At 32.9% G+C, this 26027-nt stretch carries 29 protein-coding genes; 12 read left to right on the forward strand and 17 right to left on the reverse strand.

Annotation, left to right across the window (positions count from 1 at the left end; translation table 11 throughout):
• Positions 1-28: 28 nt before the first annotated feature.
• The 14 genes from HMPREF9629_RS02190 to HMPREF9629_RS02245 all read right to left on the reverse strand — a co-directional run bounded on the left by HMPREF9629_RS02190 (position 29) and on the right by HMPREF9629_RS02245 (position 10905).
• Positions 29-2428, reverse strand: a complete 2400-nt coding sequence (locus HMPREF9629_RS02190; protein ID WP_009524687.1) for a virulence-associated E family protein — start codon at positions 2426-2428, stop codon at positions 29-31.
• Positions 2412-3413: a DNA-methyltransferase gene (locus HMPREF9629_RS02195; protein ID WP_009524688.1), complete on the reverse strand. Its 1002-nt coding sequence runs from the start codon at positions 3411-3413 to the stop codon at positions 2412-2414. Before HMPREF9629_RS02195 ends, HMPREF9629_RS02190 begins: the two co-directional genes overlap by 17 nt.
• A complete protein-coding gene (locus HMPREF9629_RS02200) occupies positions 3410-3727 on the reverse strand; it encodes a DUF7768 domain-containing protein (RefSeq protein ID WP_009524689.1) in 318 nt (105 codons plus the stop codon). Before HMPREF9629_RS02200 ends, HMPREF9629_RS02195 begins: the two co-directional genes overlap by 4 nt.
• A complete protein-coding gene (locus HMPREF9629_RS02205; protein WP_009524690.1) occupies positions 3721-5115 on the reverse strand; it encodes a DEAD/DEAH box helicase in 1395 nt (464 codons plus the stop codon). The genes HMPREF9629_RS02200 and HMPREF9629_RS02205 overlap by 7 nt, the downstream gene beginning before the upstream one ends.
• Positions 5093-7051: a DNA polymerase gene (locus HMPREF9629_RS02210; protein WP_009524691.1), complete on the reverse strand. Its 1959-nt coding sequence runs from the start codon at positions 7049-7051 to the stop codon at positions 5093-5095. The genes HMPREF9629_RS02205 and HMPREF9629_RS02210 overlap by 23 nt, the downstream gene beginning before the upstream one ends.
• A 1-nt stretch (position 7052) precedes the next feature.
• Positions 7053-7733, reverse strand: a complete 681-nt coding sequence (locus HMPREF9629_RS02215; RefSeq protein WP_009524692.1) for a DUF2815 family protein — start codon at positions 7731-7733, stop codon at positions 7053-7055.
• Positions 7726-8883 carry a DUF2800 domain-containing protein gene (locus HMPREF9629_RS02220; protein WP_009524693.1) on the reverse strand — a complete coding sequence of 386 codons (1158 nt, stop codon included), beginning with the start codon at positions 8881-8883 and terminating at the stop codon, positions 7726-7728. Before HMPREF9629_RS02220 ends, HMPREF9629_RS02215 begins: the two co-directional genes overlap by 8 nt.
• Entirely contained in the window at positions 8883-9260 is a 378-nt protein-coding gene (locus HMPREF9629_RS11275) for a hypothetical protein (protein ID WP_154646048.1), read from the reverse strand. Before HMPREF9629_RS11275 ends, HMPREF9629_RS02220 begins: the two co-directional genes overlap by 1 nt.
• Positions 9261-9380: 120 nt before the next feature.
• Complete coding sequence (locus tag HMPREF9629_RS02230; protein ID WP_009524695.1) at positions 9381-9743, reverse strand: helix-turn-helix domain-containing protein; 363 nt, start codon at positions 9741-9743, stop codon at positions 9381-9383.
• Positions 9744-9875: 132 nt separating this feature from the next.
• Positions 9876-10013: a hypothetical protein gene (locus HMPREF9629_RS11730; protein ID WP_009524696.1), complete on the reverse strand. Its 138-nt coding sequence runs from the start codon at positions 10011-10013 to the stop codon at positions 9876-9878.
• A gap of 11 nt (positions 10014-10024) precedes the next feature.
• Positions 10025-10288, reverse strand: coding sequence for a hypothetical protein (locus HMPREF9629_RS02235; protein ID WP_009524697.1), 264 nt, complete (start codon positions 10286-10288; stop codon positions 10025-10027).
• Between the two features lie 11 nt (positions 10289-10299).
• Positions 10300-10449 (reverse strand): hypothetical protein, encoded by a 150-nt coding sequence (locus tag HMPREF9629_RS11865; protein ID WP_195890995.1) that lies wholly within the window; start codon positions 10447-10449, stop codon positions 10300-10302.
• A 38-nt stretch (positions 10450-10487) separates the two neighbouring features.
• Complete coding sequence (locus HMPREF9629_RS02240; protein WP_009524698.1) at positions 10488-10679, reverse strand: MerR family transcriptional regulator; 192 nt, start codon at positions 10677-10679, stop codon at positions 10488-10490.
• A 25-nt stretch (positions 10680-10704) separates the two neighbouring features.
• Positions 10705-10905 (reverse strand): helix-turn-helix transcriptional regulator, encoded by a 201-nt coding sequence (locus HMPREF9629_RS02245; protein WP_009524699.1) that lies wholly within the window; start codon positions 10903-10905, stop codon positions 10705-10707.
• Between the two features lie 138 nt (positions 10906-11043).
• Here HMPREF9629_RS02245 and HMPREF9629_RS02250 point away from each other — a divergent pair, with 138 nt between their 5' ends.
• The 12 genes from HMPREF9629_RS02250 to HMPREF9629_RS02305 all read left to right on the forward strand — a co-directional run bounded on the left by HMPREF9629_RS02250 (position 11044) and on the right by HMPREF9629_RS02305 (position 22262).
• Positions 11044-11511: a helix-turn-helix domain-containing protein gene (locus HMPREF9629_RS02250; protein ID WP_009524700.1), complete on the forward strand. Its 468-nt coding sequence runs from the start codon at positions 11044-11046 to the stop codon at positions 11509-11511.
• Between the two features lie 12 nt (positions 11512-11523).
• Positions 11524-11946, forward strand: a complete 423-nt coding sequence (locus HMPREF9629_RS02255) for an ImmA/IrrE family metallo-endopeptidase (RefSeq protein ID WP_009524701.1) — start codon at positions 11524-11526, stop codon at positions 11944-11946.
• 31 nt (positions 11947-11977) lie between these two features.
• Positions 11978-12769, forward strand: coding sequence for a thermonuclease family protein (locus tag HMPREF9629_RS02260; RefSeq protein WP_009524702.1), 792 nt, complete (start codon positions 11978-11980; stop codon positions 12767-12769).
• Between the two features lie 173 nt (positions 12770-12942).
• Positions 12943-13200, forward strand: coding sequence for a hypothetical protein (locus HMPREF9629_RS02265; RefSeq protein ID WP_009524703.1), 258 nt, complete (start codon positions 12943-12945; stop codon positions 13198-13200).
• 156 nt (positions 13201-13356) lie between these two features.
• Positions 13357-14043, forward strand: coding sequence for a site-specific integrase (locus HMPREF9629_RS02270; protein WP_009524704.1), 687 nt, complete (start codon positions 13357-13359; stop codon positions 14041-14043).
• A gap of 824 nt (positions 14044-14867) precedes the next feature.
• On the forward strand, positions 14868-16493 hold the full coding sequence (locus HMPREF9629_RS02275; RefSeq protein WP_009524705.1) for a sensor histidine kinase: 1626 nt from the start codon (positions 14868-14870) through the stop codon (positions 16491-16493).
• Between the two features lie 20 nt (positions 16494-16513).
• Positions 16514-17152, forward strand: a complete 639-nt coding sequence (locus HMPREF9629_RS02280; RefSeq protein WP_009524706.1) for a response regulator — start codon at positions 16514-16516, stop codon at positions 17150-17152.
• 155 nt (positions 17153-17307) lie between these two features.
• On the forward strand, positions 17308-18099 hold the full coding sequence (locus HMPREF9629_RS02285) for a hypothetical protein (protein WP_009524707.1): 792 nt from the start codon (positions 17308-17310) through the stop codon (positions 18097-18099).
• A 13-nt stretch (positions 18100-18112) separates the two neighbouring features.
• Positions 18113-18472 carry a hypothetical protein gene (locus tag HMPREF9629_RS02290; protein ID WP_009524708.1) on the forward strand — a complete coding sequence of 120 codons (360 nt, stop codon included), beginning with the start codon at positions 18113-18115 and terminating at the stop codon, positions 18470-18472.
• Positions 18473-18474: 2 nt separating this feature from the next.
• A complete protein-coding gene (locus HMPREF9629_RS02295; RefSeq protein WP_009524709.1) occupies positions 18475-19686 on the forward strand; it encodes a signal peptidase I in 1212 nt (403 codons plus the stop codon).
• The gene (locus tag HMPREF9629_RS02300) at positions 19683-20840 is read left to right on the forward strand and encodes a DUF5305 domain-containing protein (RefSeq protein WP_009524710.1); all 1158 of its coding nucleotides are present in this window, start codon (positions 19683-19685) and stop codon (positions 20838-20840) included. The genes HMPREF9629_RS02295 and HMPREF9629_RS02300 overlap by 4 nt, the downstream gene beginning before the upstream one ends.
• A gap of 429 nt (positions 20841-21269) precedes the next feature.
• A complete protein-coding gene (locus HMPREF9629_RS02305) occupies positions 21270-22262 on the forward strand; it encodes a hypothetical protein (RefSeq protein ID WP_009524711.1) in 993 nt (330 codons plus the stop codon).
• A 187-nt stretch (positions 22263-22449) separates the two neighbouring features.
• Here HMPREF9629_RS02305 and topA read toward each other — a convergent pair whose 3' ends face one another.
• The 3 genes from topA to HMPREF9629_RS02320 all read right to left on the reverse strand — a co-directional run bounded on the left by topA (position 22450) and on the right by HMPREF9629_RS02320 (position 25873).
• Positions 22450-24498, reverse strand: coding sequence for a type I DNA topoisomerase (gene topA, locus HMPREF9629_RS02310; RefSeq protein WP_009524712.1), 2049 nt, complete (start codon positions 24496-24498; stop codon positions 22450-22452).
• A 230-nt stretch (positions 24499-24728) separates the two neighbouring features.
• Positions 24729-25199: a dihydrofolate reductase gene (locus tag HMPREF9629_RS02315; RefSeq protein ID WP_009524713.1), complete on the reverse strand. Its 471-nt coding sequence runs from the start codon at positions 25197-25199 to the stop codon at positions 24729-24731.
• 26 nt (positions 25200-25225) lie between these two features.
• Positions 25226-25873, reverse strand: a complete 648-nt coding sequence (locus HMPREF9629_RS02320; RefSeq protein WP_009524714.1) for an HAD family hydrolase — start codon at positions 25871-25873, stop codon at positions 25226-25228.
• Between the last annotated feature and the right edge of the window lie 154 nt (positions 25874-26027).

Here is a 26027-nt window from a genome sequence, read left to right on the forward strand (position 1 = left end):
CACCACTTTAATTTTAGATATGTCGTTTTTATAAAGTAGTCCTGATTCTATATCCTTTTTGGTTTCCATAGTCCCCGAATTTCATAGGGTACTTAAATCTTTCTAAGTCAGCAAATGATGCAAGAATTGAATTGATTTCAATTGAATCATATCTTTTAATATTTGACATATCTTTTTTAAAGCACTCAACCCATATCTCTGCAACGCATATCCTATCACGTTTTACAAGATTTCCATCGTATGTCTTGTGCTCAAAACTCCAATAAGCCAATCTTTGCTCTTTTGTATATCTATTCCATTCTTCAGGCACTTCTTTTTCAATAAATTCACGTATTATACCCTCTTTTATTGATGTTTCCCTGTGACTTTCCTGTTCAATTTTAGATTGTTCCAATTCTTGACCTGTAAGGAATAATTGTTCGCCTACCTGCCATTGTGCTGTAGCCTCTGCCCATATCTGATCTATCTCGGCGTCAAGGTCTTTAAATACACTTTTTATAGGTGGTATCACTCCGACCGTCACTGGCCAGAATCTTCTGTTTCCTGTCCTATCCTTTAAAAACTCGTTATCGTTAGTCGTTCCAAAGAATACACATCTTCTTGGGTAAGACACGGTACGTCTGCCGTAAGCTTCCCTATAAACGTCATCAGTCTTACTTAAAAACTGTTTAACCGCATTAGTTTCAGCCTTGCTAAGTCCGTTTAGCTCCCCAAGCTCGTTTATCCATTTACCTTGGATAACTTCCGCTGCTTCTTTTCCATCAAAAGTGTTCAAGCTATCGGAATACCAACTTTTACCTAATTTACTTAAAAAAGTCGATTTTCCTATTCCTTGCGGTCCCGTGAATATCGGCATATAGTCGTATTTTATGCCCGGTGAATATACTCTTGCCACTGCGGCGCATAGCGATTTGCGAATAACAGCCCTTACATACGCATTATCTTCTGCACCAAGGTAATCAGTTAAAATGGTATCTAATCGTTTCACCCCGTCCCATTTTAGCCCGTTCAGGTATATCTTAATGTCATTTATACTATGCTTAGATGCAACTATCATAATAGCGTCAAATATTTTTTCTTTACCTGTTATTAAATAAGTCTTTTCAAGATAATGTCTAAATCCTGCATCATCAGTATCCGTCCATTCTCTTTTACCATTTTTGTTGTTCCATGGTAAAGAGCCAAGCACAAGCCCACGATTGGCAAATTCATCGTATGCAATCTTGCCTGCAAGTAGGGGATCATGTTCAAGTATTATAACTATATTATCAATTGTTTTTGCAGGAGTTCCAGTTTGAGGCGAGGTCGATAATAATTTAAACCAATCACCCGGATCAACTAATTCTTTACTAAAATCACTTGTGGCAATTTCATATCTCTGCTTATTCAAGATTGTAAGCACCGTTTCATCTTGTATTACAAATTCCGCCATAGCCGTATATGACGGCAGTTTATTAGTAGGTGTATTGTCTTTTGCCTCGTAGTCGAGTTCGCCGAATTTGTGTATTCTTACTAAATCAAAAGCATTACACAGTTTATGACCTGCGGGATCTGTAGCGTGGTTTGAATACAAGAATAATCCGTTTCCGTATACCACTCCACCGCCAAACGTTGAGCCTCTTGCGAATGTATATCTGTTCTCATCGTCTGTCGCAGTGTACACGTCGGATAAAAACGTAGATATGGCACTGTGGATATCATAGACTTTACAAAATGCACCAACTACTCCGCCTTTCTCGGTTGGATCTTGTTGCTTGTCTGCAAGTTTTTTATGATTTTTTTCTTCTGCCTCAAGTCTCGGCCATTCGTCTATATTCTTCCAGTCATTATATAGTTTTAGTATGCCGTCAGCATCTAAAAAAGGCTTATCTTCATGTACGCATATATATTGACTATCTCTACTGCATGACGGCCAGTACATTAACCTTGACGCTTGAAATGTTGTAGGATCGCACCAAGATATATTAATCATTTCTGCTATTTTCCTTGCAACAGGCTCATACTCATCAAGGGTAAGCGGTCTGTCAGTTGGTATTATAACTCTCAGTCTTGGACGTACAGGCTCGTGCTTACGTGTCGAGTACACAGCGTAAGCACAGCCTAATCCTTTTATCTTCAGTAGTACATCATTAGTGCCCTCAGCTGGTATATTGTCAAGGTCTAGGGCTATAAGGTCACGGCTTAATACGTTTTTCTCATAACGTCTGTTATCTTTAAGCAGACCGCCGACAAATCCGCCAACGTCTTTTAAATCGTCTTGCTGAGTTTTTGAATATTTCAAATACTCAGCAAGCGTCTCCAATGACCTTACAGGATTTTGTATTCTTTCAATAAACTCAGACCAGTACATCTGAGACGACGCCCATTTTGTAGCTTTCCTATTGCCTGCAACGGATATGTTTAAGGCTTTGTTATTGCTTAATATCATCAACCATCACCGCCCCATTAAGGATATAATCCCATAGCGCATTTTCGCAATTAACCAAAGACTCGTTGTAATACGACTCTTTAAGTTCAATTCTCATTGCTCTTCTGCCCATAAGTATTGCCTGATAGACTTCTGAGCCAATGCCCATGAACGGCGTAAATACAATATCATTCGGATTACTCCAAAGTTCTATGCACCTTGCTATAACGTCGAGCTGTAAAGGGCATATATGTCTTTCATCTTTATCATCCCTTGCAGCTATTTTATTAAGTGTATTGGACTGTCTAATGTCCATCCATACAGGACTTGCGTATCTTCGCCATACCTGATGAGAATATACAGGCACTTCGTTATATTTTTCTTTTTTAGCGTATTTTTCCATGTCAGGGGCAGGGCGGTCGCCTTTAATTCCCTCAGGCTCGTCCTCGCCGAAGAATCTATCAAGACCGTCTGCGTGAGCTATCGGCTCTTCATTTTCTCCGGGCTTTCTCATAGTTATTACATAATCAGGTAGTCCTTGTCTACACATAGCAGAGTCTTTGCATAGTTGCTTGTGCATTAGTCCAAGTGACTTTGTTCTTGTAGCTTCAACAAGTGGATCTTTCCAAATTAAAACACGGCTATGGTATATGAATCCTGCATCAGAAAATAATCTTATAATCTCGCCTGGAAAATCTTTTAGACCGATTACTCCGCCTCTTGACTTCAGCATTGGTATATCCATGCAATGGATTGAAACTAATCGACCAGGCATTATTATTCTGTAAAGCTCCGATATTAAATACTTGAAATGTGTATAAAACTCTTCATCGTCTTTACTGTTGCCCATATCCCTGTCGCTGTTGGAGTAGGTATACAGAGATGAAAAAGGCGGAGAAAATATACTATAATGCGTTGAATTATCCTTTATTCCTTTTATCAGCTCGCAACTGTCGCCGTGATATATTGAATACTGTTTATCTATTTTTTGGTTTAATACTTTCAATTTATTATTCCTCCTCCGTCATATATTGATGTTGGTATACCTCTTAATTCTGCAAATCCTTTTTCTAACTTACATCCTTTTGAGTTTTCCCAATCACCGCATAAAATAAGGCGGTCGCATATCGATAGCAGGTTAAAGCACATATTAATCCCTTGCGCATAATTTTCAACGAAATCATACATAAATCCAAAAGTGTGGATTGGTGATAAAAATGTATGTTCAGGATTATTTGTAACTAATGTTTTTATTATCTCTTCAACTTCTCTTTTGTTCTTTTCTTCATTGTTATATGGATGCGCAACATATATCAGCATGCTTGTTTCATCTCCTCCCAATCAGGCAAAATCATTTCAATTTTTGACTCGTAAGGAGTCGTTATTCTCGTTGTCTTAGCAAGTTCTTTTTTAGTTATTTCTTTTGTAAGCTCTATCATAGCATTTCGCATTTTTAAAGCGTCGTTTTCTTTTCTTTGTATATTTTCTTTAACTGAGCCCTCTCTTGCACTCATCACGATATAGGCGTTTACTTGCTTGTTTTGTCCGAATCTCCAACAACGCCTAAGCGCTTGATAAAACTGTTCGTAGCTGTCAGACAAGCCAACGAATATCATATTGTGGCAGTTCTGCCAGTTCATCCCAAAACCTGCAATGCTTGGCTTTGTTACAAGAGCCTTTACTTCGCTATTTGAAAAGCCAATCATAGCATTAGTCTTATGAGTTGCTTTGTCCGAACCTTTGACTTCTACAGCGTCAATTATTTTATCTCTCAACATTGTACTTTCATCATTGAGATTGCACCATATTAGCCATTGTTCGTAGGAGTTGTTCACAAGGTCGGCAGCTGCTGCGCATCGCTCTGTTAAAGTATCTTTTCTTGCTTGTCGTCTTTGTGTTAGCGTCAATGTTTCGTTTATAAACTCTTCACCATCAACTATTATCTCCTGTATGTTCAAGCTCGGCAGGTCGTATCCGCTTATGTCATATCCTAAGCTTTTCGGATTATCTATAAACACAGACCAACTGCACATCCACTGCCAAAATACATCTTCTGCATGACCTTTCAATCTCCATTTTGCTGTGTCTGAACCGTCATGGATGAAAAACATTGACAGCATCTCAGCTCTTGTCATCACGCCTAAAAATTCACTGTGATTGCCTAATTCCATAAAGTCGTTAGGTGCAGGCGTTGCGGTGCAGGCAAGTTTAAACGGTACTCTTTCAAAGTCTGTTATTATTTCGTTTCTGATTTTGCCTGTGAAACTCTTTAATATTGAGCTCTCGTCAAGCACAATGCCTTTAAACGTATGAGCCTCAAACTTCGATAATTTCTCATAGTTGGTTATATTAATTCCGTCCTTAATATCAGCTTGAGATTCGCAGATATTAACTGAGATATTAAATTTCTTTCCCTCTTCGACCGTCTGTGACGCCACGGCAAGAGGCGCTAATATAAGCACGTTCCCGCCTGTATGATTACATATCTGATTTGCCCATTCAAGTTGCATCGGCGTTTTACCAAGCCCACAATCGGCGAATATAGCGGATTTACCTTTTGCAAGTGTCCACCTCACGATATCCTTTTGAAAATCATATAACAGCGGATTAAGAGTATTTTTATCTATATCAAAACCACTTGACTCTATCAGTTTTTGTTTCTCAGCGATAAAGTCCAAGTAGTCTTTATTCTTTTTTATAAAATCCATTTGAAAATCCGTCTCCTTTCAGTAACAGTCCATCAGCCCACGGGATAGGCAGTGACAAGATTTTATTCATTTCATCAAGCACATTATCGCCCTCCGCATATTCAGCTATAATCTCATCGTGGACGTGCATACAGATATCATATCCTGCGTTGTTCACGTTGATTAGTGCATATGCAAGGCAATCTCTCGCCATAGCCTGTACTATGTTTTCTGTAAGCTTACCGCCATAGGTCGATAGTTCGCCCCAAGATTTAGTACCTTGCTCTATGCCGTAATAATGTATAGCAGGTCTGCCGAATTTGTTTTCTTTGATATGCGGATGCGGGTAATATAGCTTACGTCCCGATGGTAGTTGTATAGTAAGGAAATGTCCATCGATAGCAAATATACATCTGCCCGCCATCTGAGGTATTCCTGTCATCACTGCATTTAATGATGCGTTGTCAATTTGAAACCACAAATCAACTATCCTTTTATTTGATGCTCTCCACCTTGCCACGATGTCGGGCAGTTCATCTTCTGTAAGCCCCATATCGAGTGCGCCCATAGCTTTTAATGCACCAACTCCCCCTTGATATCCAAGTGCAAGCTCTGCGATTTTTCCTTTTTGTCTTAAATCATATTCATGATTGCCTTTTTTGATTTTTTCAATAGGCACGCCAAACATCGCACTTGCTGATGCCTCATATATCTTTCCATGTGTCCTAAATACATCAAGGCGCCATTGCTCATTTGCTATATAGGCGATTACTCTTGCCTCTATAGCACTGAAATCACTTACATAATACTTTTTATTGTCTGATGGTATAAACGCTGTTCTGATTAACTGTGAGAGCGTATCAGGCACATTACCATATATTAGCTTTAGAGCTTCAATGTCTTTTTTCTTTACCAATTCTCTCGCAAGCTCCAACGTGCTTATATAGTTACGTGGCAGATTCTGTACTTGTACAAGTCTACCTGCCCATCTGCCTGTCCTGTTAGCCCCATAAAACTGCAACAATCCACGAATACGACCATCCGCGCATATTGCATTTTGCATAGCCGTATATTTTTTGACTGATGTTTTTGAAAGCTCTTGACGTATCTCAAGCATTCTTTTTGCTTTTCCATCGTCAAGATTTTTTATCATAGAAGAAACAGTTGCTTTTTGTAGATTTTCGACTTCTTCGCCTGTCTCATCTTCAAGCCATTTTGTCAGCTGTTGCACCGATTTGGGATTGTCAAGCCCCGATATGTGCTGCGCCTCGGACATTAATTCATTTGTGATTTGATTTGAACAGTATAATGCACCGTCTATAAGTTCTGTATCCGCTCTTACGCCAAAAAGATTAATCTTTTGGTCAAGAGCCCATAGCTCTTTTTCACTTTGCGGAATAGGGAACAGCTCTAAGATTTTTTTAATCTCCATCTCCGTTCTTACGTCCTGCATGCAATACTCCTTGAACAGGTTCCACTTTTCGGGCTCGTGATGTGGAAGTATTCTTGTCCTTGGATCAGTCTTAGTGGGTTTTCTTGGAATACAAAATTTCCTTATAAGGCTTAATCCTATTCCCATTTTTTGTTTATCCTGCGGCAGCCCCATAGCCTTACCTATTGCAGCAAGTCCTGCGGGATATCCGCAATACAATCCATGGTGCATAGTACACGCCCATTGATTAAGAGGTAGATACTTGCCTGCAAACTTAGACAAGCAATACCATTCAAAAGGTGCGTTGTAGGCTCTTTTTTCGACTGTTTCATCGAATAAAGAGTTTAATAAAGGCTCAGGCAGTTTTTCTCCCTGAGCCAAATCTATAATTTCGACTGGAGCTCCGTTTATACTATATGCAAACAGCAATATTTCAAAGTTATGGTACTGTACATATTTGTACAGTCCGCAACTTTTTATATCAACATCGCTGTAGGTTTCGATATCGATATTTAGTGTCTTCATCTTATTGAACTCCCATTATTGAGCCTACAATCGGCATCCCTGTAATAGGATCTATAGTCGGCTGTTGTTGATAAGGTGCTTGTACTGGTGGTTGTTGATACTGTGGTGCAGTTTGTCCTTGATAAGGTGCTTGTGCTGGTGGCATAGCTCCAAAATCTTCGCTTGCGCTTGCTTTAGTAGCTCCGAGCGGTTCGCCGTCTTCGAGTTTTTGCACATTGTTAAGATAGCATCCTATTCCTTTCTTGCCTGCATACAGATACGGAGCGAATACCACAGATACTCTGCCGTACATACCACTGTATATTTCAGTTGCACTCAAGATAGGTTGACCTTGCGCATCTATTATTTCAGGCTTAGCAAATTGCGGATCTGCACTTGTTGATGCCGTGAATACCCAATGACCTTTACACTCTGCACCGTATGGAGTACCGTCTTGCTTTACTCCGTCTCCGTCATGGATTGGACTTGGTACTTGTGGCGGTATTACACCTTTCCATGTGCCTTTTGCTCCCTCTTGTATGGCGTTTTGTATCGCCATATCTATTGCCTGCTTAGTTGCTATATCTGACTTCGGCAATAGTATTGTAGTTGAATACTTCGCTTTTCCCGAGTTAGGATCAACTCTTGGTGCCATTAGGTTTACGTATGAAAATCTCACTCTATTTGTTACAACTTTACTCATTATTATTTCCTCCTAAAAATTCATCAATTGCGCTTTCTTTCTTTAGCGCAGGTCTTTTATCATTTTCATCAACAAGCGCAGGTTTACCCTCGCTTTTAGTTATAAACTCTGACAGTTTGCTTTCAAACTCTTTCTTACCGAGCAATGTTTCAATCGCTGTAAGTGTTAGCGGTTTTTTCTCGTATAGCATATTTTCGTCAATACCGCTGTCGATTAGTCGCTTGAATACATCTTCGATATTTGTAAATGCTCTTGTACTTCTTCCTGCAACAGCTTTCCATCCTTGAATACTGTTGCCTTTCAGTGTTTCAGATAGGGCGTATTCTTTTAGCTTTTTCGCCCAATCCGCTAAATCTTCTGCTTGCTTTAATATAGCTCCTACTTCGTCATTTGTTAGAAGTGGAGGAGTTTTAAACTCATACTTTGCAAGCTCTAAGTTTTCATTTGCCCTTGCACGGCATATTGCTGACGCTTTGCAAAATCTGCAATGTTCTCCTGTAACTTGATTACCTATCCCCATATAAGCCATTTGGGCGATTTCCTTTATAGATTCTCCCCAATTTTGCAAATCGGATACAGATATATCGAATTGCCCTATATTGTTCATTCGTGGTTGGAATATATGCAGGTGGACGTTTTGAATGTTATAAAACAGGCTATACTCTTCAATTGCTCCAAGCGCATATAGTTTTAATTGTGGATTCTCACGAGCCATTACCATATTTTTCTTGCCATATTTCAAATCTACAATGTGCATGTCGTCATTGGCAATAATAATACAGTCAGCCGTGCCAAATCCGTCTTGTACATACTTTGAGAAATCGACTTTTTTCTCAACAGCTACAAAAGGTTTAATATACTTGTAACTAATCATAATTTCTTTTATATAGTCAAGATATTCTTCTGTGTCAGTGTCCATATCTGCGATATACAGTTCGCTCTTTTTCAGCTTATTATATCTGCTGTTGAATGTTCTTGTACTCATAGGCTCTATAGCGTATTTAGTTACTTTTAACTCAGCTATAGAGTGAGCCAAGGTGCCCTCGGCAGCGCTTGGCGACTTCGAATCATCGAATTGTTCTTCCAATCTTGCGGACGGAGTGCACTCAAGCCATCGGTGCGCACTCGATGCGGATAATACTGCGTGCATTAGAATTTCACTCCTTTTGCTATTAAATCTTGAGCAAAAGCATCATACTGTTCAGGCTTTAATTGCATAATTGTAGCTACTCCGTATTTTGCTATAAGCTCTTGAATTTCTCCAATTCTGCCTGCGTCTTTTAATTGCATTGCTGCAACTGCTAATTTCTGAACGTCATAAGTCGGAGCAGTTGTCGGAACTTGAGCAGGCGGAGCAGTTGGTACAGGTTGCGGATCTTGTACAGGTGGTGTCGTAGATTGTTGTCCAGTGATAAATTGATTTGTTGCAGGAGTGATATACTCAGGCATCTCATCTGGCACAGGATTAGGAATAGGTTGTTGTACAGGCGCTTGTGGTTGCTGTACAGGTGGCGCTTGTTCAGTCATTGCAGGTTTAATGCTATTCACCATTGCTTGTTTTATGTTATCTCCTATACTCCAAGCAAGCTCAGTTAGTACCGCTGTAAATTCTTTATCAAATATTATTTCTAATTTCATAATTTCCTCCTAAATTTTCTCTAATAATCTTAATATCAATTTTCCAATTTCCACTCTATCATTAAAGCCTATTGCACTCTCAAAATCTTTGAGATATACATCAAGCATTTTTTGATATATTTCTTTTTTATAGTTTGTTTGTTCTAATATTATGTCTAATTCTTGGCTGTCTATTAAATATTTTCTGTTTTTCAGTATGATGTGTTCTTTTACGCCATCTGTATATTTTTCAGTTATATATCCTCCATTTTTTAGCTTGCACAGATATGAGCTTACAACATTTCTTTCCATGCCAAGCTCTTGACCTATTTGAGATGGAGTATCTGTAGGATGCTCTCTTATATATTCAAATACTTTATCTATTAAAGTCATCTTGATTTTTTCCTTTCAGTGAGTTATAATATAAATATATTTGTTTTTGATTTGCTCTTATCAGAAATTGCCGTTTCTGTAAGAGCTTTTTTATTTACCTGCAAGTTAATCACCTCCTTTTAAACTCTTCTATTAATTCAAGCTGCCTTTGCCATTTTTTTGTTTTTTTCGTTTTTGTATTAATTTTTTTATAAATGTAAGCATTTGATATACCCCCCTTTGTAACATTTTTCTGATTCTTAATAATCTTAGTAGTCTAAATATTTTCATACTATCACCTCTTATATTTCATATATTTGCAAGCCCAGTACGTTTATAGCGTCAAGCTCTTTTGAATTTATCTTCTTTACTCCTATAATCTCTTTTACTTTTTCTTTTAGCACATACAAGCCTTTTTCATCAGCTCTTACTACAGCTCTTGCCTCTATCCCCTTAACGGATAGATATACAAGATAAGTTTCTTTATCATCTAATTTAACATCTATGCTGTCTCTTATTTTTGCGTGCTTTTCAAAGTATGACAACCATACCTCTGTAGTTTTCATATCAATTCTCCTTAATCTTCAATATTGACTTCCCATTTATATATATTTAAACTTGCCGACATGCCTTTTTCTTCCAATAATTTTTTAAACATCTCTGCATCTTCTTTATTTTCAAAAAGAGCATACTCAAAAGATTTTGTCTTTATTACTTTCCACATCATTTTTTTTCATATTTTATTCCTCCTCATAATCTTCATTTTCATGCCAGCTTTACTCCTTTCGCCTCTTTCTTTTTAAACCACTCCTCAGCCCTTGCCACATCCACATAGTATTTCCTGCCGAGCTTCACACTTGGGAAGTCTACTATGCGTACTATGTTATATGCTGTGTAATAAGTAAGACCGAATATCCTCATAAATTCTTTTACAGATACTCTCTTTTCAACTTCCATATTAGCTCCTTTCTTGTTGTTGTGTTTACACAACATCAAAATCAAAAAAAATTCTATTTGCAGGAACTCCTGTAGCCTTAACTATATTAGCGATTGTATCACTCTTTACAGGAGATTCTTGATTTTCTATTGAAATGATGGTTGCTCTTGAAATGTTAGCTTTATCCGCTAACTCTTGTTGAGTAAGATTCAACTCTTTTCTTATTTCTTTAAGACGATTATTCATTTCCTTCCCCCTTTCTTTTGTTGTTTATAATTTACACTACTTTTTAAATTTTGTCAAGCATAAACAACAAAAATTTTATAAAATATATTTACTAATTGTAAAGTATAGTTTACAATTATGATACAGGAGGTGTAAACTATGACTAACAAATTAGGAGAGTATATAAAAAATTTTAGAACAGTAGAACACGATTACTCTTTAAGGCAATTTGCTCAAATGTGTGATATTAGTCATACCCATATTGATAGTATAGAAAGGGGAGTAGACCCAAGAACAGGAAAAGTAGTAAAAGTAACTATTGACACACTTGAAAAACTTGCAAACGCTATGAATGTTTCATCATCTTTCTTACTTGATTTGAGTTTAAATAAAGATGTAGAAACTCCTGCTAAATTCAAACCACAATTACCAGACAAAGACGAAAAAGACATAGCAAAATCAATGAAAAAACTCAAAGAACAACTCAAAGATGAGCAAGGCTTAATGTTTGACGGTGAACCCTTAGATGATACTACAATAGAACTACTCCTTGAAGAATTGGAAAGACAAGAAAGATTAGTGAAAAAGATAAACAAAAAGTACACACCTAAAAAGTATTTAAAATAAAGGTGGTATAATATGAGAAAAGAGAAACAGGCAGTAATAGACTTAATAAAAAAATACAAAACAACAAATGTATACGAATTATGTGATTGTTTAAATATAGATGTATCATTTTCCAATATAGGACAGCTCAGAGGCTTTTATAGATATTTAAAACGCAACTATTTTATAGTAATAAATAAAAATCTATCAGAAAAAAGAAGAGAATTCGTATGTGCTCATGAATTAGGTCACCTCATATTACATAAAGATGAAAACAGAATTTTAATGGACACAAATATACATATACCAAATCGTTTAGAAAATGAAGCAAACAGATTCGCAATATATTTAGTATTTGAAAACTTAGAAAAATGGCAATTACGAGATTATACTAACAATGAGTTAAGTCATATAACAGGCATACCGTTAAAACATCTTAATGAACTAAATTTTTAATAATTTAATTATATAAAAAGGAGAAATTACAATGAAAAAATTATTAACAGCTCTATTATCAGCGACGCTATTATTTACATCATTACCCACATTACACAATACATATGCGGAAGTATCAAAAACTATCACTAAAGAGATAGATTTAACAAAGCAATATGAAGTAACAAATATATTTGATGGAGATACAATAGCAATAAAAATTGATGGAGAAGAACAACGCATAAGATTATTACAAATAGACACACCTGAAGTAAATCACAAAGATATTAAAAAAAGCATACCTATGGCTCTGAAAGCTACAGAATTTACATCTAACTTTGTAAAAGACAAAAAAATAACATTAGAATTTGACAAAGAACAAAAAGACCAATATGGCAGATGGTTGGCATATGTATATGTAGACGGTAAATGCTTAAATGAAGAACTTGTAAAAAAAGGATTTGCTAAAGTTGTAAAATATGGAGAAAATACAAAAAAATATGATGATTATAAAAAAATAGAAAAAGAGTTAAGAGAAAAGAAAATAGGCATTTGGAAAGACATAAAAGCAAACTATCCAAGCAATAATAAATCACAACAAAACACTAAGCAACAATCAAATACGCAAAAAACTACACAAGCAAATAATACAAAAGCTGTTACAAAAACAGATAATGCTTCTAATACAAATACAGCACAAGGCAAGATAAAAGGCAATAAAAAAACTAAAGTATATCACGTTCCGAGTGGAGCTTATTATAACAAAGTATCTGATGAAAACGCAGTATATTTCGATACGGAAGAAGACGCAAAAAAAGCAGGCTATAGAGCTTCAGAAAGATAAGTATAAACTCATATATTAAAATCTATAGTGTGATAACAGGAGTAATTACAACTCATTTGACAAATTAATAAATTTAATGTAGTATAAATTTACGAATTGATAAAACTTTGTGTTTTTGTGGAAGATGTATTTATACGTCTTCCATTTTTTTATATTTAAAGGACTGATTTAAAATGTCAAAACGTAGAAATAAAGGCGAGGGCAGTGTATATTATTCAGATAGTAAAAAACTATGGATATGTCAAGTTACATTAGGGTATGAACCTCAAACAGGAAAGCAAATAAGAAAAACATTGTATGCTAAAACTAAATCTGATCTAATAGAAAAGAAAAAAGAATTTGAGAAAAAAGAAAATTTAGGTTTAAAAGAAGATATTACATTTGACGCATATTTTTATAAATTTTTATATAAAATTAAAAAACAGAGCTAAAACCAAAAAGCTGGGAAAGATATGAGGGGATATATAATAATTATATAAAAAAATCGCCTTTTTTTTGGCTCTAAATTAAAAGATATTACATATAGTGATATCCAAATATGGTACAACAATGAAAACATCCCTCACGGCTCATTAGAGCTTGTAAATATGTTAATTAAATCTTGCTTAAAAATGGCTAAAAAAGATAAAATAATTAATGATAACATATTAGATGATTTATCTATAAAAAGAATTAAAAATACAGATAAATATAATGTATTTACAGCAGATGAACAAAAGATTTTTATTGAATATTTAAAAAATTCTAATGAACCTTTAAAAAATTTATTGCTTTTTACGCTTGCAACCGGATTAAGATTGGGTGAGGTTTTAGCACTTGAAAAAACGGATATAAAAGATAATAAAGTCTTTGTAAATAAAAACTTACAAAAAATAAAATCAGATAAAAAATATGTATATGATGTATCTACAACAAAAACGGCTTTTTCAGTAAGAGAAGTACCACTACCGCAAAAAATTATAGATATACTTCCTGATATATTAAACACAGATGGTAATTTATTATTTGCAGATGAAGAAACAAAAAGTTTTATATTTCCACGCAGACCACTAAGGCATATACAATCTATATGTAAAAAATTGAATATAACAGTTATTACTTTTCATGGTCTTAGACATACATACGCAACAAGATTATTTGAATCTGGAGTATCAATAAAAACAGTACAGAAATTAATGGGACATTCAGACATTCAAACTACAATGAATATATACACACATGTTATGCCCAATATAATTGATGATGCGGTAGAGAAATTAAATAATTTTCTGTAGTTAAGCAGTATTTAAGCAGTATATATTTTATATATTGTTGAAATTCTAATATATTTTTAGCTATATTATCAAATCCCATTCTCTCCGCCATACATAAAATCAACCTATTGAAATTGAGCTTAAACAGCTTACATCAATAGGTTTTTTTAATGGGAAATATTTTTTATAATAGATTAACACTAATACTATTACCTAATTAAAGAAAAATATAATAAAAATGCTAAATGGAATATATTTTTATATTCTACTGTTATACCAATATTTGTTTGACTAATGGATAAAAATTTATATAGGTGGTTTATTTTAAATATCCTTAAATTTACTTAGTTAATAAATTTTTAAAAACAATAATATACAATATTCTATTAACTTTTAGTATTACAGGATTATTGAAATGTATTGGAGAGATATATTAAAAAATATTTATATTTAAGCCTGATAATAGAATTATCTTTTTTATCTCTTTTGACAATGTGTTGTGGAAAGATAAGAGATGAATTATATAGGATATTAAATTATAAAAATGATGAAAAATTTTTAGAACAATAAGGCATAATATTTATAAATGTTATATATATACGAAAAAAATGTACAAAAAATACAAAATTTAAGAAAACAGGTAATATTACAGATGTCAAATTGTAAAATAAATAATATAATATGGAAAAAGTATATTAAAAGTGTAAAAAACAATAACGATTGCTTGAAAAGCTTTTTATTCTATTAACAATGTTTCGATAAAAAATATGGCAGTGTTTAGGATTATTATATAATCCTTTTACCGGAGTTGGAATTATGGTGACCTGAAGATAAGGATGAAGCTTATGGACGAAAAAAAGTATCCCGATTACATAAATATAAATATTTTTTGGAGAATAGTAACTTTTATATTTTCAACAATAGCTTATGTGTTTGTGTCTATATACTACAAAAGACAAGGGATGTACTTGCTGGTAGTTTTAGGAATGCTTATTTCGTGTGCACTTAGTTGTTGGCTATATAAAAAAATAGGTGAAAATAAAACATATCTTCGCATAATGTTTGGTTTAGAAGCATTCGCATATGGAATATTCATATTTTTGAGCGGCGGATTTATGAGTCCTTACCTTTGGTATGAAGTGGATTGTATATTGCTTATGATTGTATCGGAAAAAAGTATAACGATTACAATCATTTCGTATATTTGGTGTATTTTATGTGCTTTTGTAGGAAAAGAGATAAATGAATTATCCTATCAGGATTTGAATATACTTTTAGGTATGATTATGATAATAGGCGGATTTTATGCAACAAGGCATTATATATCATATATTGATAAGCAAAAAGAGGAATTGACTGATCTTAATGAAAAACTGGAAGAGGAAAAAGAACTCAGCAATTATGCTTTTTTGAAGCTTGCAGAATTAAACGAAAGCTTTAGCTTGTTTGCAATAACAAATCCTAAAAAAATTATGGAAGGGCTGTCAATTTTGTTAAGAAGATATATGACAGATTCAGGGTTTATACTTATAAAATTCGAACATGATGATACACCGAAAATTATTGAAAAATTTGACATAGATGAAGATTTATCTAAAAATATAATAAATGAGGTAATATTGTGGAAAAAACAATACAATATGCTTAAAAATGATAATAATGATGATGTCTTTTATTTGAAAGCAGGCGATGGAGATTATCAGATGACACCTATTGGAGAAGGCACTTATATGAGTGGGGTTTTAGTCAAAAAAAATTTCAATAAATTTCAAAATGGCGAAGATTTTTATTGGAGATTAATAAAAATTATTTTTTCTAATTTAGATACATATTCTCAGATGGAGAAATTTATTGCAATGGATGAACAAAATCGTATTGCCAACGAAATTCATGATACAGTAATACAAAAACTTTTTGGAATGACTTGCAGTTTGGCTGTTTTAGAAAATAAGTTAAAAAATATAGATAATAATATATCAAAAGATGAGATTAAAAGTTATATAAATATGCTCAAACATTCGGCAGAACTTACTATGACGGAACTGAGAGAGAGTATATATGGAAAAAGATTTAATGACAGTTTGAACACATTTGTTAATGCGATGTATACTTATATGGAGGAGGTGGAAAAATTAAACGGTGTACATATAGAGATGAACATAGATAAGGAGTCTGATTATATATCAGTAGCACAAAAGATTGCATTGTATAGGATTTCTTGTGAAACGGTTAATAATGCTGTAAAGCATGGAAAAGCTAAAAAAATAGATATTGAATTAAAATTAAATTCTGAATTTATTGAATTATACATAGAAGATGACGGAAAAGGTTTTTCAAAAAATGATGATGATTTTGTAGAAGGTAACGGATTGAAAAATATGAAAAATATGGCAGTATTGTTAAAAGGTAACTTGCTTATAGAATGTGGTGAAGCAAAAGGAGTTAAGGTAAAACTGAGTTTACCGAGATAGAATAGACAGGAGGAATAGATATGGTACTGGTTTTAGATGATCATCCTATTGCAAGACAAGGATTAGAGTCAATTATAAAAATTCATAAACCTGATGTACAAATACTGCAGGCTGGAACTGTTAAAGAAGGCATTGATTTAACAGAAAAAAGTCAGATAGACATGGCATTTGTAGACATACATCTGAATAATGAAAGCGGATTTGATTTTTTAGAGTGGGTGCAAGAAAAAGAAATAGATATGAAAACTTTTGTAATCACTTCATCATCAAATGAAAATGATTTTTTGAGAGCAAAATGTTTAGGTATAGACGCATATTTACTTAAAGATGCGTTTATAGACGATATTGTTTACGGCTTAAAAGTAGTGGAAAGAGGCGGTAAATTTTATTCAGCGGACTTGATTGAAAATGTAGGTAATGCATCAGAAGAAGAAAAGAAAATAGATATGCTTACGAGAAGAGAAGTTGAAGTTATAACTCTTTTAAGAAAAGGCTATTCAAATGCAAAAATAGGAGAGGTTTTATATGTATCGGAAGGTACTGTGAAAAAACATTTATCAAATATATTCGGGAAATTAGATCTTTATAACAGAGCAGAAGCTATGTTGTTTGCAGAAAGAAACAGCGAAAAACTTCAGCTTACTTTAAAAGCAGTCTGAAACAAATTAATACTAATCTCCAATGTAATGGATGATTTATATTAAGAAATTTATAAATAGCATTATATTTTATTAAATTTACACTATTTGAATTTTAGTAAAACATCATATTTACAGGATACATAAAAATTATAACAGGAAAGAGGAGGATGAATATGAAAAACAAAGTGAGAAAATTTTCTAAGAAAATGTATGTCTTTTTAATATTATTTTTCGGCTTATCGGCATTGGGCGTTACATATGCAAGCTGGTCTTCAAATTTGCAAATTAATACTCAGATAAGCACAGGAGCAATGGATATATTATTTGATAAGCAACAAGATGAAAAATATATAATTTCAATTACAGATGCAGATGATAATATTTTTTCTCCTATAAAAGCCGAATTTAATGTTTTGGACAAAGAAAAAGAACTTGAAATATTATTTGGTGAATTACTGCCGATAGAAAAGTTGATTCAAGGGAAAATGTTGAAATTAGAATTTCCTTTGGAACCGTCAAATGAAAGCACGATTACAAAATTAAAACCTACAAAACTTGATATGTCAAAAGAAGGCGAAATTTTGGAAATGAAGGCAAGAAATGCAATATTGGCAAAAGACGGCATAGGATATTTTTTGAAAAACAGCGGACGAGATTTTATGCTACCTTTGAAATTTGAAGTTTACAGAACTTTAAATGCAGATAAAGAAGATGTAAAAGAAGATATTGACGATATGAACGGTGAGATATATCTCAAACTGAAAGAAGAAAGTATTGAACAATTAAAGTTATTACCTACAAATTTGAAGATAGGGAATAATGAACTTGAAGACAATATTAATCTTACTTTAAAAGAAAAAGAACTTGTAAGCACCGCAGGAAACGGTATTATAGTGATATATTCCTGCGAGATACCTTTCAGTATGTTTCAAAATGAAGCCGAAGAAAAAGCTTCTGCAAAATAGGAGGTGAAGCGATATGACTAAAAAAAGACTTTTATTGATTATCATTATATTTTTAGTTCTATTTAATATAAAATCATGGGGATATTGGAGTGATGAACTCAAGATAAAATTTGATGCACCTGTAATATACAAAGTGGAATTGGAAATTGTAGAAAATAAAAATGAAATTACACAGGTAAATATAGAAAAAAATAATACTATGAGTATAGAACAAAATAGCAATATAGAACAAAATAATAATATAAGTGCAGAACAAAATGACAATAATAATACAGAAAACAATAATATACAAGACAATAAAACGGACATAGAAGAAAATAATGCAAATATTGAACAACAAGAGGAAGTAAAATCGGAACAAGAGGACATATAAAAATGAAAAAAGAACATAGAAAAAAACTTTTAAATTCTGATAGAAAATATAAAGTTTATACATTCTTTCTCTTGCTCAGCATAATACTATCCGCCTTACCGTTTTTTAAGACAAAAATATTGTCTTTGCCGTTTGCGGCGCCTATATACTGGAGCTTAATAATATGTATAATATACTTTTGCATACCGGCGATAAATATGCCCAACAAAAATTTTATAAACGGCTCGCTTTTAGGATATGCTGTATCCGGCGCCATAATATTTGTGGCGCTTGAATTTTTATCGGCTGTATTTATGAAAAAACTTGAGGCGAGCCCTTATGATATATCAGCCATAGGCACACTTCTCAATATTTTGAACATATTTCCACAATTAACGGCAAGAGAAATGATAAGACTGTATTCGTTTGCTACAGCATATAAGACTATGAAATACAGGCGTATAGCGATAGTTATTACAACTCTTATAATGATTCTGACAGATATAAATTTTACAAAATTACAGACTATACAGCAAGATCGTGATTTATTTATATATCTTATAAAGAATGTAGCGCCTATAATAACTAAAAATACTCTTATGTCGGCATTTGTATTCTATGGCGGAATTTTGCCGAGCATCGTATATATAGGGATAATAGAACTTTTTCAAAAATGCTTTCCGGTTTTGCCGGAACTTCCTTGGATTGTTGAAGGTGCGATAGGAATAGCATTTCCGAGTATGTATATGACATATATAATGGATCATAGCAGTAATCAGGGAAAAACTGTTGTAAGCGGTAAAGAAAATATATTATATTTGATTTCTCTTTTTTCAGCAACTATGTTTTCTTGGTTTTGTGTAGGAGTGTTTCCTATATATCCGTCAGTTATACTTACAGGAAGTATGGAGCCTTTAATATATCCCGGAGATGTTGTGCTTATAGAAAAAATGAAAGAAGAAAAAGATATATATAATCTTTCAAAAGGAGATATAATAAATTTTAAACGTGAAGATATAACCATAACACACAGAATTAAAGAAGTTATTACCGACGAGGCGGGCAACAGATCATTTGAAACAAAAGGAGACAACAACAAAGCTCCTGATGAAATAATTGTACAGCCTAATGATGTCAAAGGAATTATAGTGAAAGTAGTGCCGAAAGCAGGTCTGCCGGTATTAATACTAAAAGAGCAAGATGAAGTTCCGGAGGGAGTTATTGATAACAAATGAAAAATATAGATAAAGATAAAAATAATGGACAAATTCAAAAAAACGAGGATATTTCAATTCAAAAAAACGAAGACATTTCTGGAACTGTAGAAAATGAAGAAAAAAATACAGATAAAAGAATAGCCGTTAATAAAAAATTAAAAAAGTTTTTATATATTTTCGGTTTTATATTGCTTATTGTTGGCATAGTAATTACAGCTATAAAAGTTATGCCTCATGAAGAAGAAAAAGATATAAGCTTGTATTCCTATAACATTACCTCCGATTCTCATTACAAAGTATATTTGCTGAACAATTCCGTTTTTGATAAAGAATATTTGGATGAGGGTCTTTTATATCCGGATATTCTTACAAATTTTATCAATATAGACTTTAAATCGGAGGCGATACTGACAAAACAGGTTATGCTGTCAGGAGAATACAGCATAAGTGCAGTTATAGAGGGCTATCAATCAGGCGGAGAAGAAAAAAAGAAAATATATGAGAAAATTTATCCTATTGATACAAAAATAATACAAGCAGAGCAAACAGACCATATGACCATGACCGGAAGCGTGAAAATAAAGACGTCTGAATACAGACAATATGCGGAACAAATAGAGTATATACTTGGAGGAGCAACAGCAAAAGACTTTTATATTCTGTTTAAAGGCAAATTTAATTTAGATTCGGAAGAAAAAGAGTTTTCATATAAAATATCCGTCCCTATAGGAAATGAAAAGTTTTACGAAATAAAAAAAGATGAACCGGCTGTTGATAAAGGAGATATTACTGAAAAATCGACTGAAAAAGTTCATCAAGAAATAAAGTCATACATCATATATCCCTTAATAGCCTTATTAGGGCTTATACTGCTTATCTTTGTAAAATTTTTTACAAAAAATATTACAGGGCAAGAGCTTTGGGTTGCAAAAATCATGAACATTATGCATAAATACGGTAGCAGAATGGTATGTGTGGAAGAAATACCGAGTCAAAATGAAAAAACATTACTTAAAGTTAAAGATATAATTGATTTGCTGTCGCTTTCAGAAGAACTTAGAGAGCCTGTGCTTTACAGCATAGATGAAAGCGGACTTCCTAAAGACGGAAAATTTTATATATTGTCAAAAGAATATGTATATATTTTCAACTTGGATATTACTGTACAGTAAATTTTTTGCAAATAGCTAATATTATTTAAACTGAGATAGTCAATATGATTATATTAATATTTCAGGCTGTATAATAAATGGTTTTTTGTCAATAGTAAAGGTGTTTTTACACTTTCGCTATTGACAAAGAACCATATTTTGTTTTAAATTTAAAAAATATGTGATAAATAATAAGAAGTAAACATAAAATAAATACAAATATGTGAAAATAAAGTGAAAAACAAGGTATAAAATAATTGGATTTACTATACACTACTACTTTAGTGGAAGAACAAGTACCACTAAAAAATAAGTAAATATATGTCTTTGGTGGCTTTTAATATATATGTAATTAAGTTATAATTCTAAATGTAAACACATAAATGGAAACTAAAAAAATAATATAAAGTTTCCATAATTAAAATTTAATTTACATAGGAGGAATTGAAAATGAAAAGACCGGGAAGAAATTCATTTATTGGCGGTATAGTAGCGTTGTCATTAGTATTGGCAGGTACAGGTTATGCTTATTGGACAGATTCACTAAACGTAACAACTAAAGCTACAACAGGAGACTTTGGAGTACAATTCGTAGACTTGGGATTATATGCACAATATGGAAATGAAACTATACAAGGTGGTTGGAGTATAGTAGACGGTATAGGAGACCCAGGATATGTAGATGACCATTTCTTTATGAGAGGTGCCAGCAACTATAATATTATAGCTAAACCAGGAAGCATAGATGCTTATAAAGACAGAGCAAAAGGCTATAACAATATTGACTTTGATGCTGAATTAGTTGATAAAGCTCCGATAAAGAAAAAAGTTGGTCCTTACACTCAAGCTAATACAGATGCAAGTGGTAAAATATTGCTTACAATTAATCAAATGTATCCTGGATATGCACAAGCATTCCGTAGTGATATAGTAAATGTTGGAGATATAGCTGCAAAATTAAGTGACATAAAATTTGAAGTAAAAGACCTTGATGGCAAAGACTTAGGTAACTTGGAAGATATGATAGGTGTAGCTGTATACATAGACAGAGAACAATATAGACCTGAAACAATTGTAGACGAGCCTACATTTAAACTTGCTGAACTTATAGGAAAAGATAAAACATTTAATGTTGGTGGAGTTGATTTTGTAAGACTTTCAGCTTTAAAAAGCGCTGATGTTCAAACTGCATTAACAAACAATGAAATAAAATGTGCTCCTGCTACAGATCAAAGATTGGATATATTCATAGGTGTAGCTATGGATCCGGATGCTCAAGGTAAATACACAACAGGTATTGCTTCAAATAGAAATATGGATAATGATGATGCATTAAGCCAAGGAAAAGGAATACAACTTTCAATGGATCTGCTTTGGGATCAATTTAACGCAGGTAAAGATGCAGGAACAGGCAATATATTGATAGAACAAAATGCTAAATAGATAAAAGTTTTGAAATTTATAATATCGTCCAATTAAGATTTTAAAATTTGATAATATAAAAAGTTTAACATTGTTTAAGTTGTTTATATCTATAGTATATAGTATTAGATGAATATAATATTATATCCGTTGTTTAATCGGATAATTATAAAAATAAAACCGTCGGTGGATCGGCGGTTTTATTTTTCTATTTTTTGTATTTACATTCTTTGTTTGTACAGGCTATTTTATATTTTGATTTTTTGTCGGCTTCAGCTAAAGGACTGTTACATTGCGGACATAATTCTCCTGTAGGCTTGTTCCAAGATACAAAATCACATTTTGGATATGATGAACAGCCGTAGAAAATTTTTCCTCTTTTAGTTTTTCGTACTATTACGTCACCTTCGCTGCATTTTGGGCATTTCATTCCTGTTTTTTGTAGTATAGGTTTAGTATTTTTGCACTCAGGATAGTTTGAGCAAGCCATAAATTTTCCAAATCTTCCATGTTTTATAACCATTTTGTTGCCACAAAGCTCGCAGACTTCGTCTGTTTCTTCGTCCATATTTATACGTTCTATTTCTTTGCTTGCTATTTCCAAATCATGCTCTATAGGTTTGTAAAAATTTGATACTACTTCTTTCCAAGCATCTTTACCTTCAGCTACAGTATCCAGTTTTCCTTCGATGTCTGCTGTAAATTCAAGGTCAACTATCTGCTTGAAATATTCTTCTAATAAGTTTGTTACTACTTTTCCAAGTTCGGTAGGAAATAAGTTTTTTTGTTTCTTTTCCACGTAACCTCTGTCTTGAATTGTGGATATTATAGATGAATATGTGCTCGGTCTACCTATACCGAGTTCTTCCAAGGTTTTTACTAAAGAGGCTTCGTTATATCTTGCTGGTGGTTGTGTGAAGTGCTGTTTAGGTAATATTTTTTTTACTTTTAAGATTTCGTTTTCTTCAACTGACGGAAGTATATTTTCTTCGCTTGTGCTGTAATCATATACTCTCAAAAAACCGTCGAACAGTAATTTTGAACCGTTTGCTTTAAAATTGTAATCATCTATATCGGCATTTATGCTTTGCTGTTCATAAAGAGCGTCTTGCATCATACAGGCTATAAATCTGCTGTATATGAGTCTGTATAGTTTATATTGATCTTTATTGAGTGAATTTTCCAATTCCATAGGCTCAAGCTCTATATGTGACGGTCTTATACATTCGTGCGCATCTTGTACATTTTTTCCGGTTTGTTTATATCCGTAAGATTTGTAATATTTATTGCCATATTTTGAAGTTATATGTTCTTTTGCTAATGCCTGAGCTTCGCTTGATATTCTTTGAGAGTCTGTTCTCATATATGTTATAAGACCGAGTGTGCCTTTGCCTTTCACACTTATACCTTCATACAGTTGTTGAGCGAGTTGCATTGTTTTTTTTGTGGTAAATCCCAATTTATTTGCAGCTTCTTGTTGTAAGGTGCTTGTTGTAAAAGGTCTGTACGGCATTTTTTTTCTGTTTTTCTTTTCTATTTTTTTTACTTGCAGATTTTTTCCTTTTATGTCTGATAATATTTTGCTTGACTGTTCTTCGTTTTTTATTTCTATTTTTTTATTTTTATTTCCTGACAATTCAAATGATATGTTTTCTTTGTTTGAATTTTGAGCGTTAAGACTTATACTCCAATATTCTTGAGGAATAAATTTTTCTATTTCGCTTTCCCTATCGCATATCATTTTTGTGGCTACGGATTGTACTCTCCCTGCACTTAGACCTTTGCGTACTTTTGCCCAAAGTATGGGTGATATTTTGTAGCCTACAAGTCTGTCAAGCACACGTCTTGCTTGTTGTGCGTCTACTAAATTTTTATCTATTTTTCTCGGATTTTTTATGGCATTTCGTACAGCTTCTTTGGTAATTTCGTTGAATTCTATCCTGTTGTTTTCGTTTTCATCCAATCCCAATATATAGGCAAGATGCCATGAAATTGCTTCACCTTCTCTATCGGGGTCTGTTGCAAGAAATACTTTTTCCGATTTTTTGGCTTCTTTTTTTAACTCGTTTGCAATACTTGCTTTTCCTCTTATTGTTATATAACTCGGATTGAAATTATCTTCTATATCTACACCGAGTTTGGACTTGGGAAGATCTCTTATATGTCCTATAGATGCTTTTACTTTATAATTTTTTCCGAGAAATTTTTCAATAGTTTTCGCCTTTGCGGGAGACTCGACTATTATAAGATTGCTCAATGTTTTCACCTCTATACAATCATTATTTTATAGTAGCACTAACTGAAATTTGTAAGCATTCGGACATTAAATTATCTGTTTACAAGCAGTTATTATTTTGAAGTATTGCACTTATATTGTAACTTAAACTATACGTTTAAAAAATATATAGTGCATTAGATGTGATGATGTTACAAATTCCAATTTTTTATACAATAGACCTTGATTATATTATAAATTGTTGTTTTTGTCTATTGTTTTCTGATATAAGTTAAGTATTTGTAGCAAATATCTCCTGAAAAATTTTTTTCAACTATCATATTGAATTTGGTTTCATCAAAATCAGGAAAATATCTGTCACCTTCAAATTCCTGCTCTATGAGAGTTATATACATTTTATCTACAAATTCTATTGCGTCTTTGAACAATTGTTCTCCTCCTATTATATAGGTATCTCTATTTCCTGCTATTTTTAATGCATCTTCAAGAGATGATACTGTATAGCAGTTTTCACCTTCAAATTTTTCGGTGTTTGAGATTATTATATTGGTTCTGTTCGGAAGTATTCTGCCTATATCTTTATGTGTCAATCTGCCCATTATTATCACATTTCCTGTTGTAAGCTCTTTAAATCTTTCAAGCTCCTCAGGTATATTCCAAGGCATATGACCGTCTATACCTATAACATGATTTTTTGAGTAAGCGACTATCAATCCTATCATAAATTTTTTCCTTTTTTATATTAGTTTTAAATGTATTTTAAAAGTTCTAACGGACTGTCAATAATTATATTTGCGCCGTTTTTTTCTAAAAATTCTTTACTTCTGAATCCCCAAGATACTGATATACAAGGTAGAGATGAATTTTTTGCAGTCAATATGTCAACTTCTGAGTCACCTATATATACGGAAGTATCTGTTTTTTTACCAAGTGTAGAAAGTGCATAATCCGCCATGTCGCTGCTCGGCTTTTTGCGTATATTTTCGCTTTCACCTATGGCTATATCTACATAGTTTTTGAAAAAATATTCTGAGAGTATTTTTACATATTTATCAGATTTATTGGAAACTATGGCTATTTTACAGTTTTTTTCTTTAAGCTTTTCGAAAACTGTGATTATATCATCGTATATATGTGTGCAGTCAGTTAAATGAGAGTTGTAATAATCTGAAAAAAGTTTGAGAACGTCATTATAATTTTTGTTTTCCAATCCTTGAGGTATTGCACGCTCTATGAGTTTGGCTATACCGTCACCTACATAGCTTTTTATTTGAGAGATTGTTTTTTGAGGGTAATCATAATTTTTTAATGCATAATTTACAGCATTTGTAAGATCTCCTATGGTATCGAGTAAAGTTCCGTCCAAATCAAATATGAACGTATCATAAAATTTCATTAGTTTACCTCCGTTTTTTGTTTTATAAGATTATAATACTATTACAATGAATAAAAAGCAATTATTATATATAATGAAATATGTTTTACACTTTTATCAAAATTAAAAATATTATACTGAAATAAACATTTAAAATAAAAAAATTATCATTTTG

The sequence above is a fragment of the Peptoanaerobacter stomatis genome, assembly GCF_000238115.1.
GTDB lineage: Bacteria > Bacillota > Clostridia > Peptostreptococcales > Filifactoraceae > Peptoanaerobacter > Peptoanaerobacter stomatis.

Coding starts and splice junctions, on each gene's coding strand:
- HMPREF9629_RS02190 (WP_009524687.1), bottom strand. CDS start 2,428: ATGATATTAAGCAATAACAAAGCCTTAAACATATCCGTTGCAGGCAAT.
- HMPREF9629_RS02200 (WP_009524689.1), bottom strand. CDS start 3,727: ATGCTGATATATGTTGCGCATCCATATAACAATGAAGAAAAGAACAAA.
- HMPREF9629_RS02205 (WP_009524690.1), bottom strand. CDS start 5,115: ATGGATTTTATAAAAAAGAATAAAGACTACTTGGACTTTATCGCTGAG.
- HMPREF9629_RS02210 (WP_009524691.1), bottom strand. CDS start 7,051: ATGAAGACACTAAATATCGATATCGAAACCTACAGCGATGTTGATATA.
- HMPREF9629_RS02215 (WP_009524692.1), bottom strand. CDS start 7,733: ATGAGTAAAGTTGTAACAAATAGAGTGAGATTTTCATACGTAAACCTA.
- HMPREF9629_RS02220 (WP_009524693.1), bottom strand. CDS start 8,883: ATGCACGCAGTATTATCCGCATCGAGTGCGCACCGATGGCTTGAGTGC.
- HMPREF9629_RS11275 (WP_154646048.1), bottom strand. CDS start 9,260: ATGACTGAACAAGCGCCACCTGTACAGCAACCACAAGCGCCTGTACAA.
- HMPREF9629_RS02230 (WP_009524695.1), bottom strand. CDS start 9,743: ATGACTTTAATAGATAAAGTATTTGAATATATAAGAGAGCATCCTACA.
- HMPREF9629_RS11730 (WP_009524696.1), bottom strand. CDS start 10,013: ATGAAAATATTTAGACTACTAAGATTATTAAGAATCAGAAAAATGTTA.
- HMPREF9629_RS02235 (WP_009524697.1), bottom strand. CDS start 10,288: ATGAAAACTACAGAGGTATGGTTGTCATACTTTGAAAAGCACGCAAAA.
- HMPREF9629_RS11865 (WP_195890995.1), bottom strand. CDS start 10,449: ATGATGTGGAAAGTAATAAAGACAAAATCTTTTGAGTATGCTCTTTTT.
- HMPREF9629_RS02240 (WP_009524698.1), bottom strand. CDS start 10,679: ATGGAAGTTGAAAAGAGAGTATCTGTAAAAGAATTTATGAGGATATTC.
- HMPREF9629_RS02245 (WP_009524699.1), bottom strand. CDS start 10,905: ATGAATAATCGTCTTAAAGAAATAAGAAAAGAGTTGAATCTTACTCAA.
- HMPREF9629_RS02250 (WP_009524700.1), top strand. CDS start 11,044: ATGACTAACAAATTAGGAGAGTATATAAAAAATTTTAGAACAGTAGAA.
- HMPREF9629_RS02255 (WP_009524701.1), top strand. CDS start 11,524: ATGAGAAAAGAGAAACAGGCAGTAATAGACTTAATAAAAAAATACAAA.
- HMPREF9629_RS02260 (WP_009524702.1), top strand. CDS start 11,978: ATGAAAAAATTATTAACAGCTCTATTATCAGCGACGCTATTATTTACA.
- HMPREF9629_RS02265 (WP_009524703.1), top strand. CDS start 12,943: ATGTCAAAACGTAGAAATAAAGGCGAGGGCAGTGTATATTATTCAGAT.
- HMPREF9629_RS02270 (WP_009524704.1), top strand. CDS start 13,357: ATGTTAATTAAATCTTGCTTAAAAATGGCTAAAAAAGATAAAATAATT.
- HMPREF9629_RS02275 (WP_009524705.1), top strand. CDS start 14,868: ATGGACGAAAAAAAGTATCCCGATTACATAAATATAAATATTTTTTGG.
- HMPREF9629_RS02280 (WP_009524706.1), top strand. CDS start 16,514: ATGGTACTGGTTTTAGATGATCATCCTATTGCAAGACAAGGATTAGAG.
- HMPREF9629_RS02285 (WP_009524707.1), top strand. CDS start 17,308: ATGAAAAACAAAGTGAGAAAATTTTCTAAGAAAATGTATGTCTTTTTA.
- HMPREF9629_RS02290 (WP_009524708.1), top strand. CDS start 18,113: ATGACTAAAAAAAGACTTTTATTGATTATCATTATATTTTTAGTTCTA.
- HMPREF9629_RS02295 (WP_009524709.1), top strand. CDS start 18,475: ATGAAAAAAGAACATAGAAAAAAACTTTTAAATTCTGATAGAAAATAT.
- HMPREF9629_RS02300 (WP_009524710.1), top strand. CDS start 19,683: ATGAAAAATATAGATAAAGATAAAAATAATGGACAAATTCAAAAAAAC.
- HMPREF9629_RS02305 (WP_009524711.1), top strand. CDS start 21,270: ATGAAAAGACCGGGAAGAAATTCATTTATTGGCGGTATAGTAGCGTTG.
- HMPREF9629_RS02315 (WP_009524713.1), bottom strand. CDS start 25,199: ATGATAGGATTGATAGTCGCTTACTCAAAAAATCATGTTATAGGTATA.
- HMPREF9629_RS02320 (WP_009524714.1), bottom strand. CDS start 25,873: ATGAAATTTTATGATACGTTCATATTTGATTTGGACGGAACTTTACTC.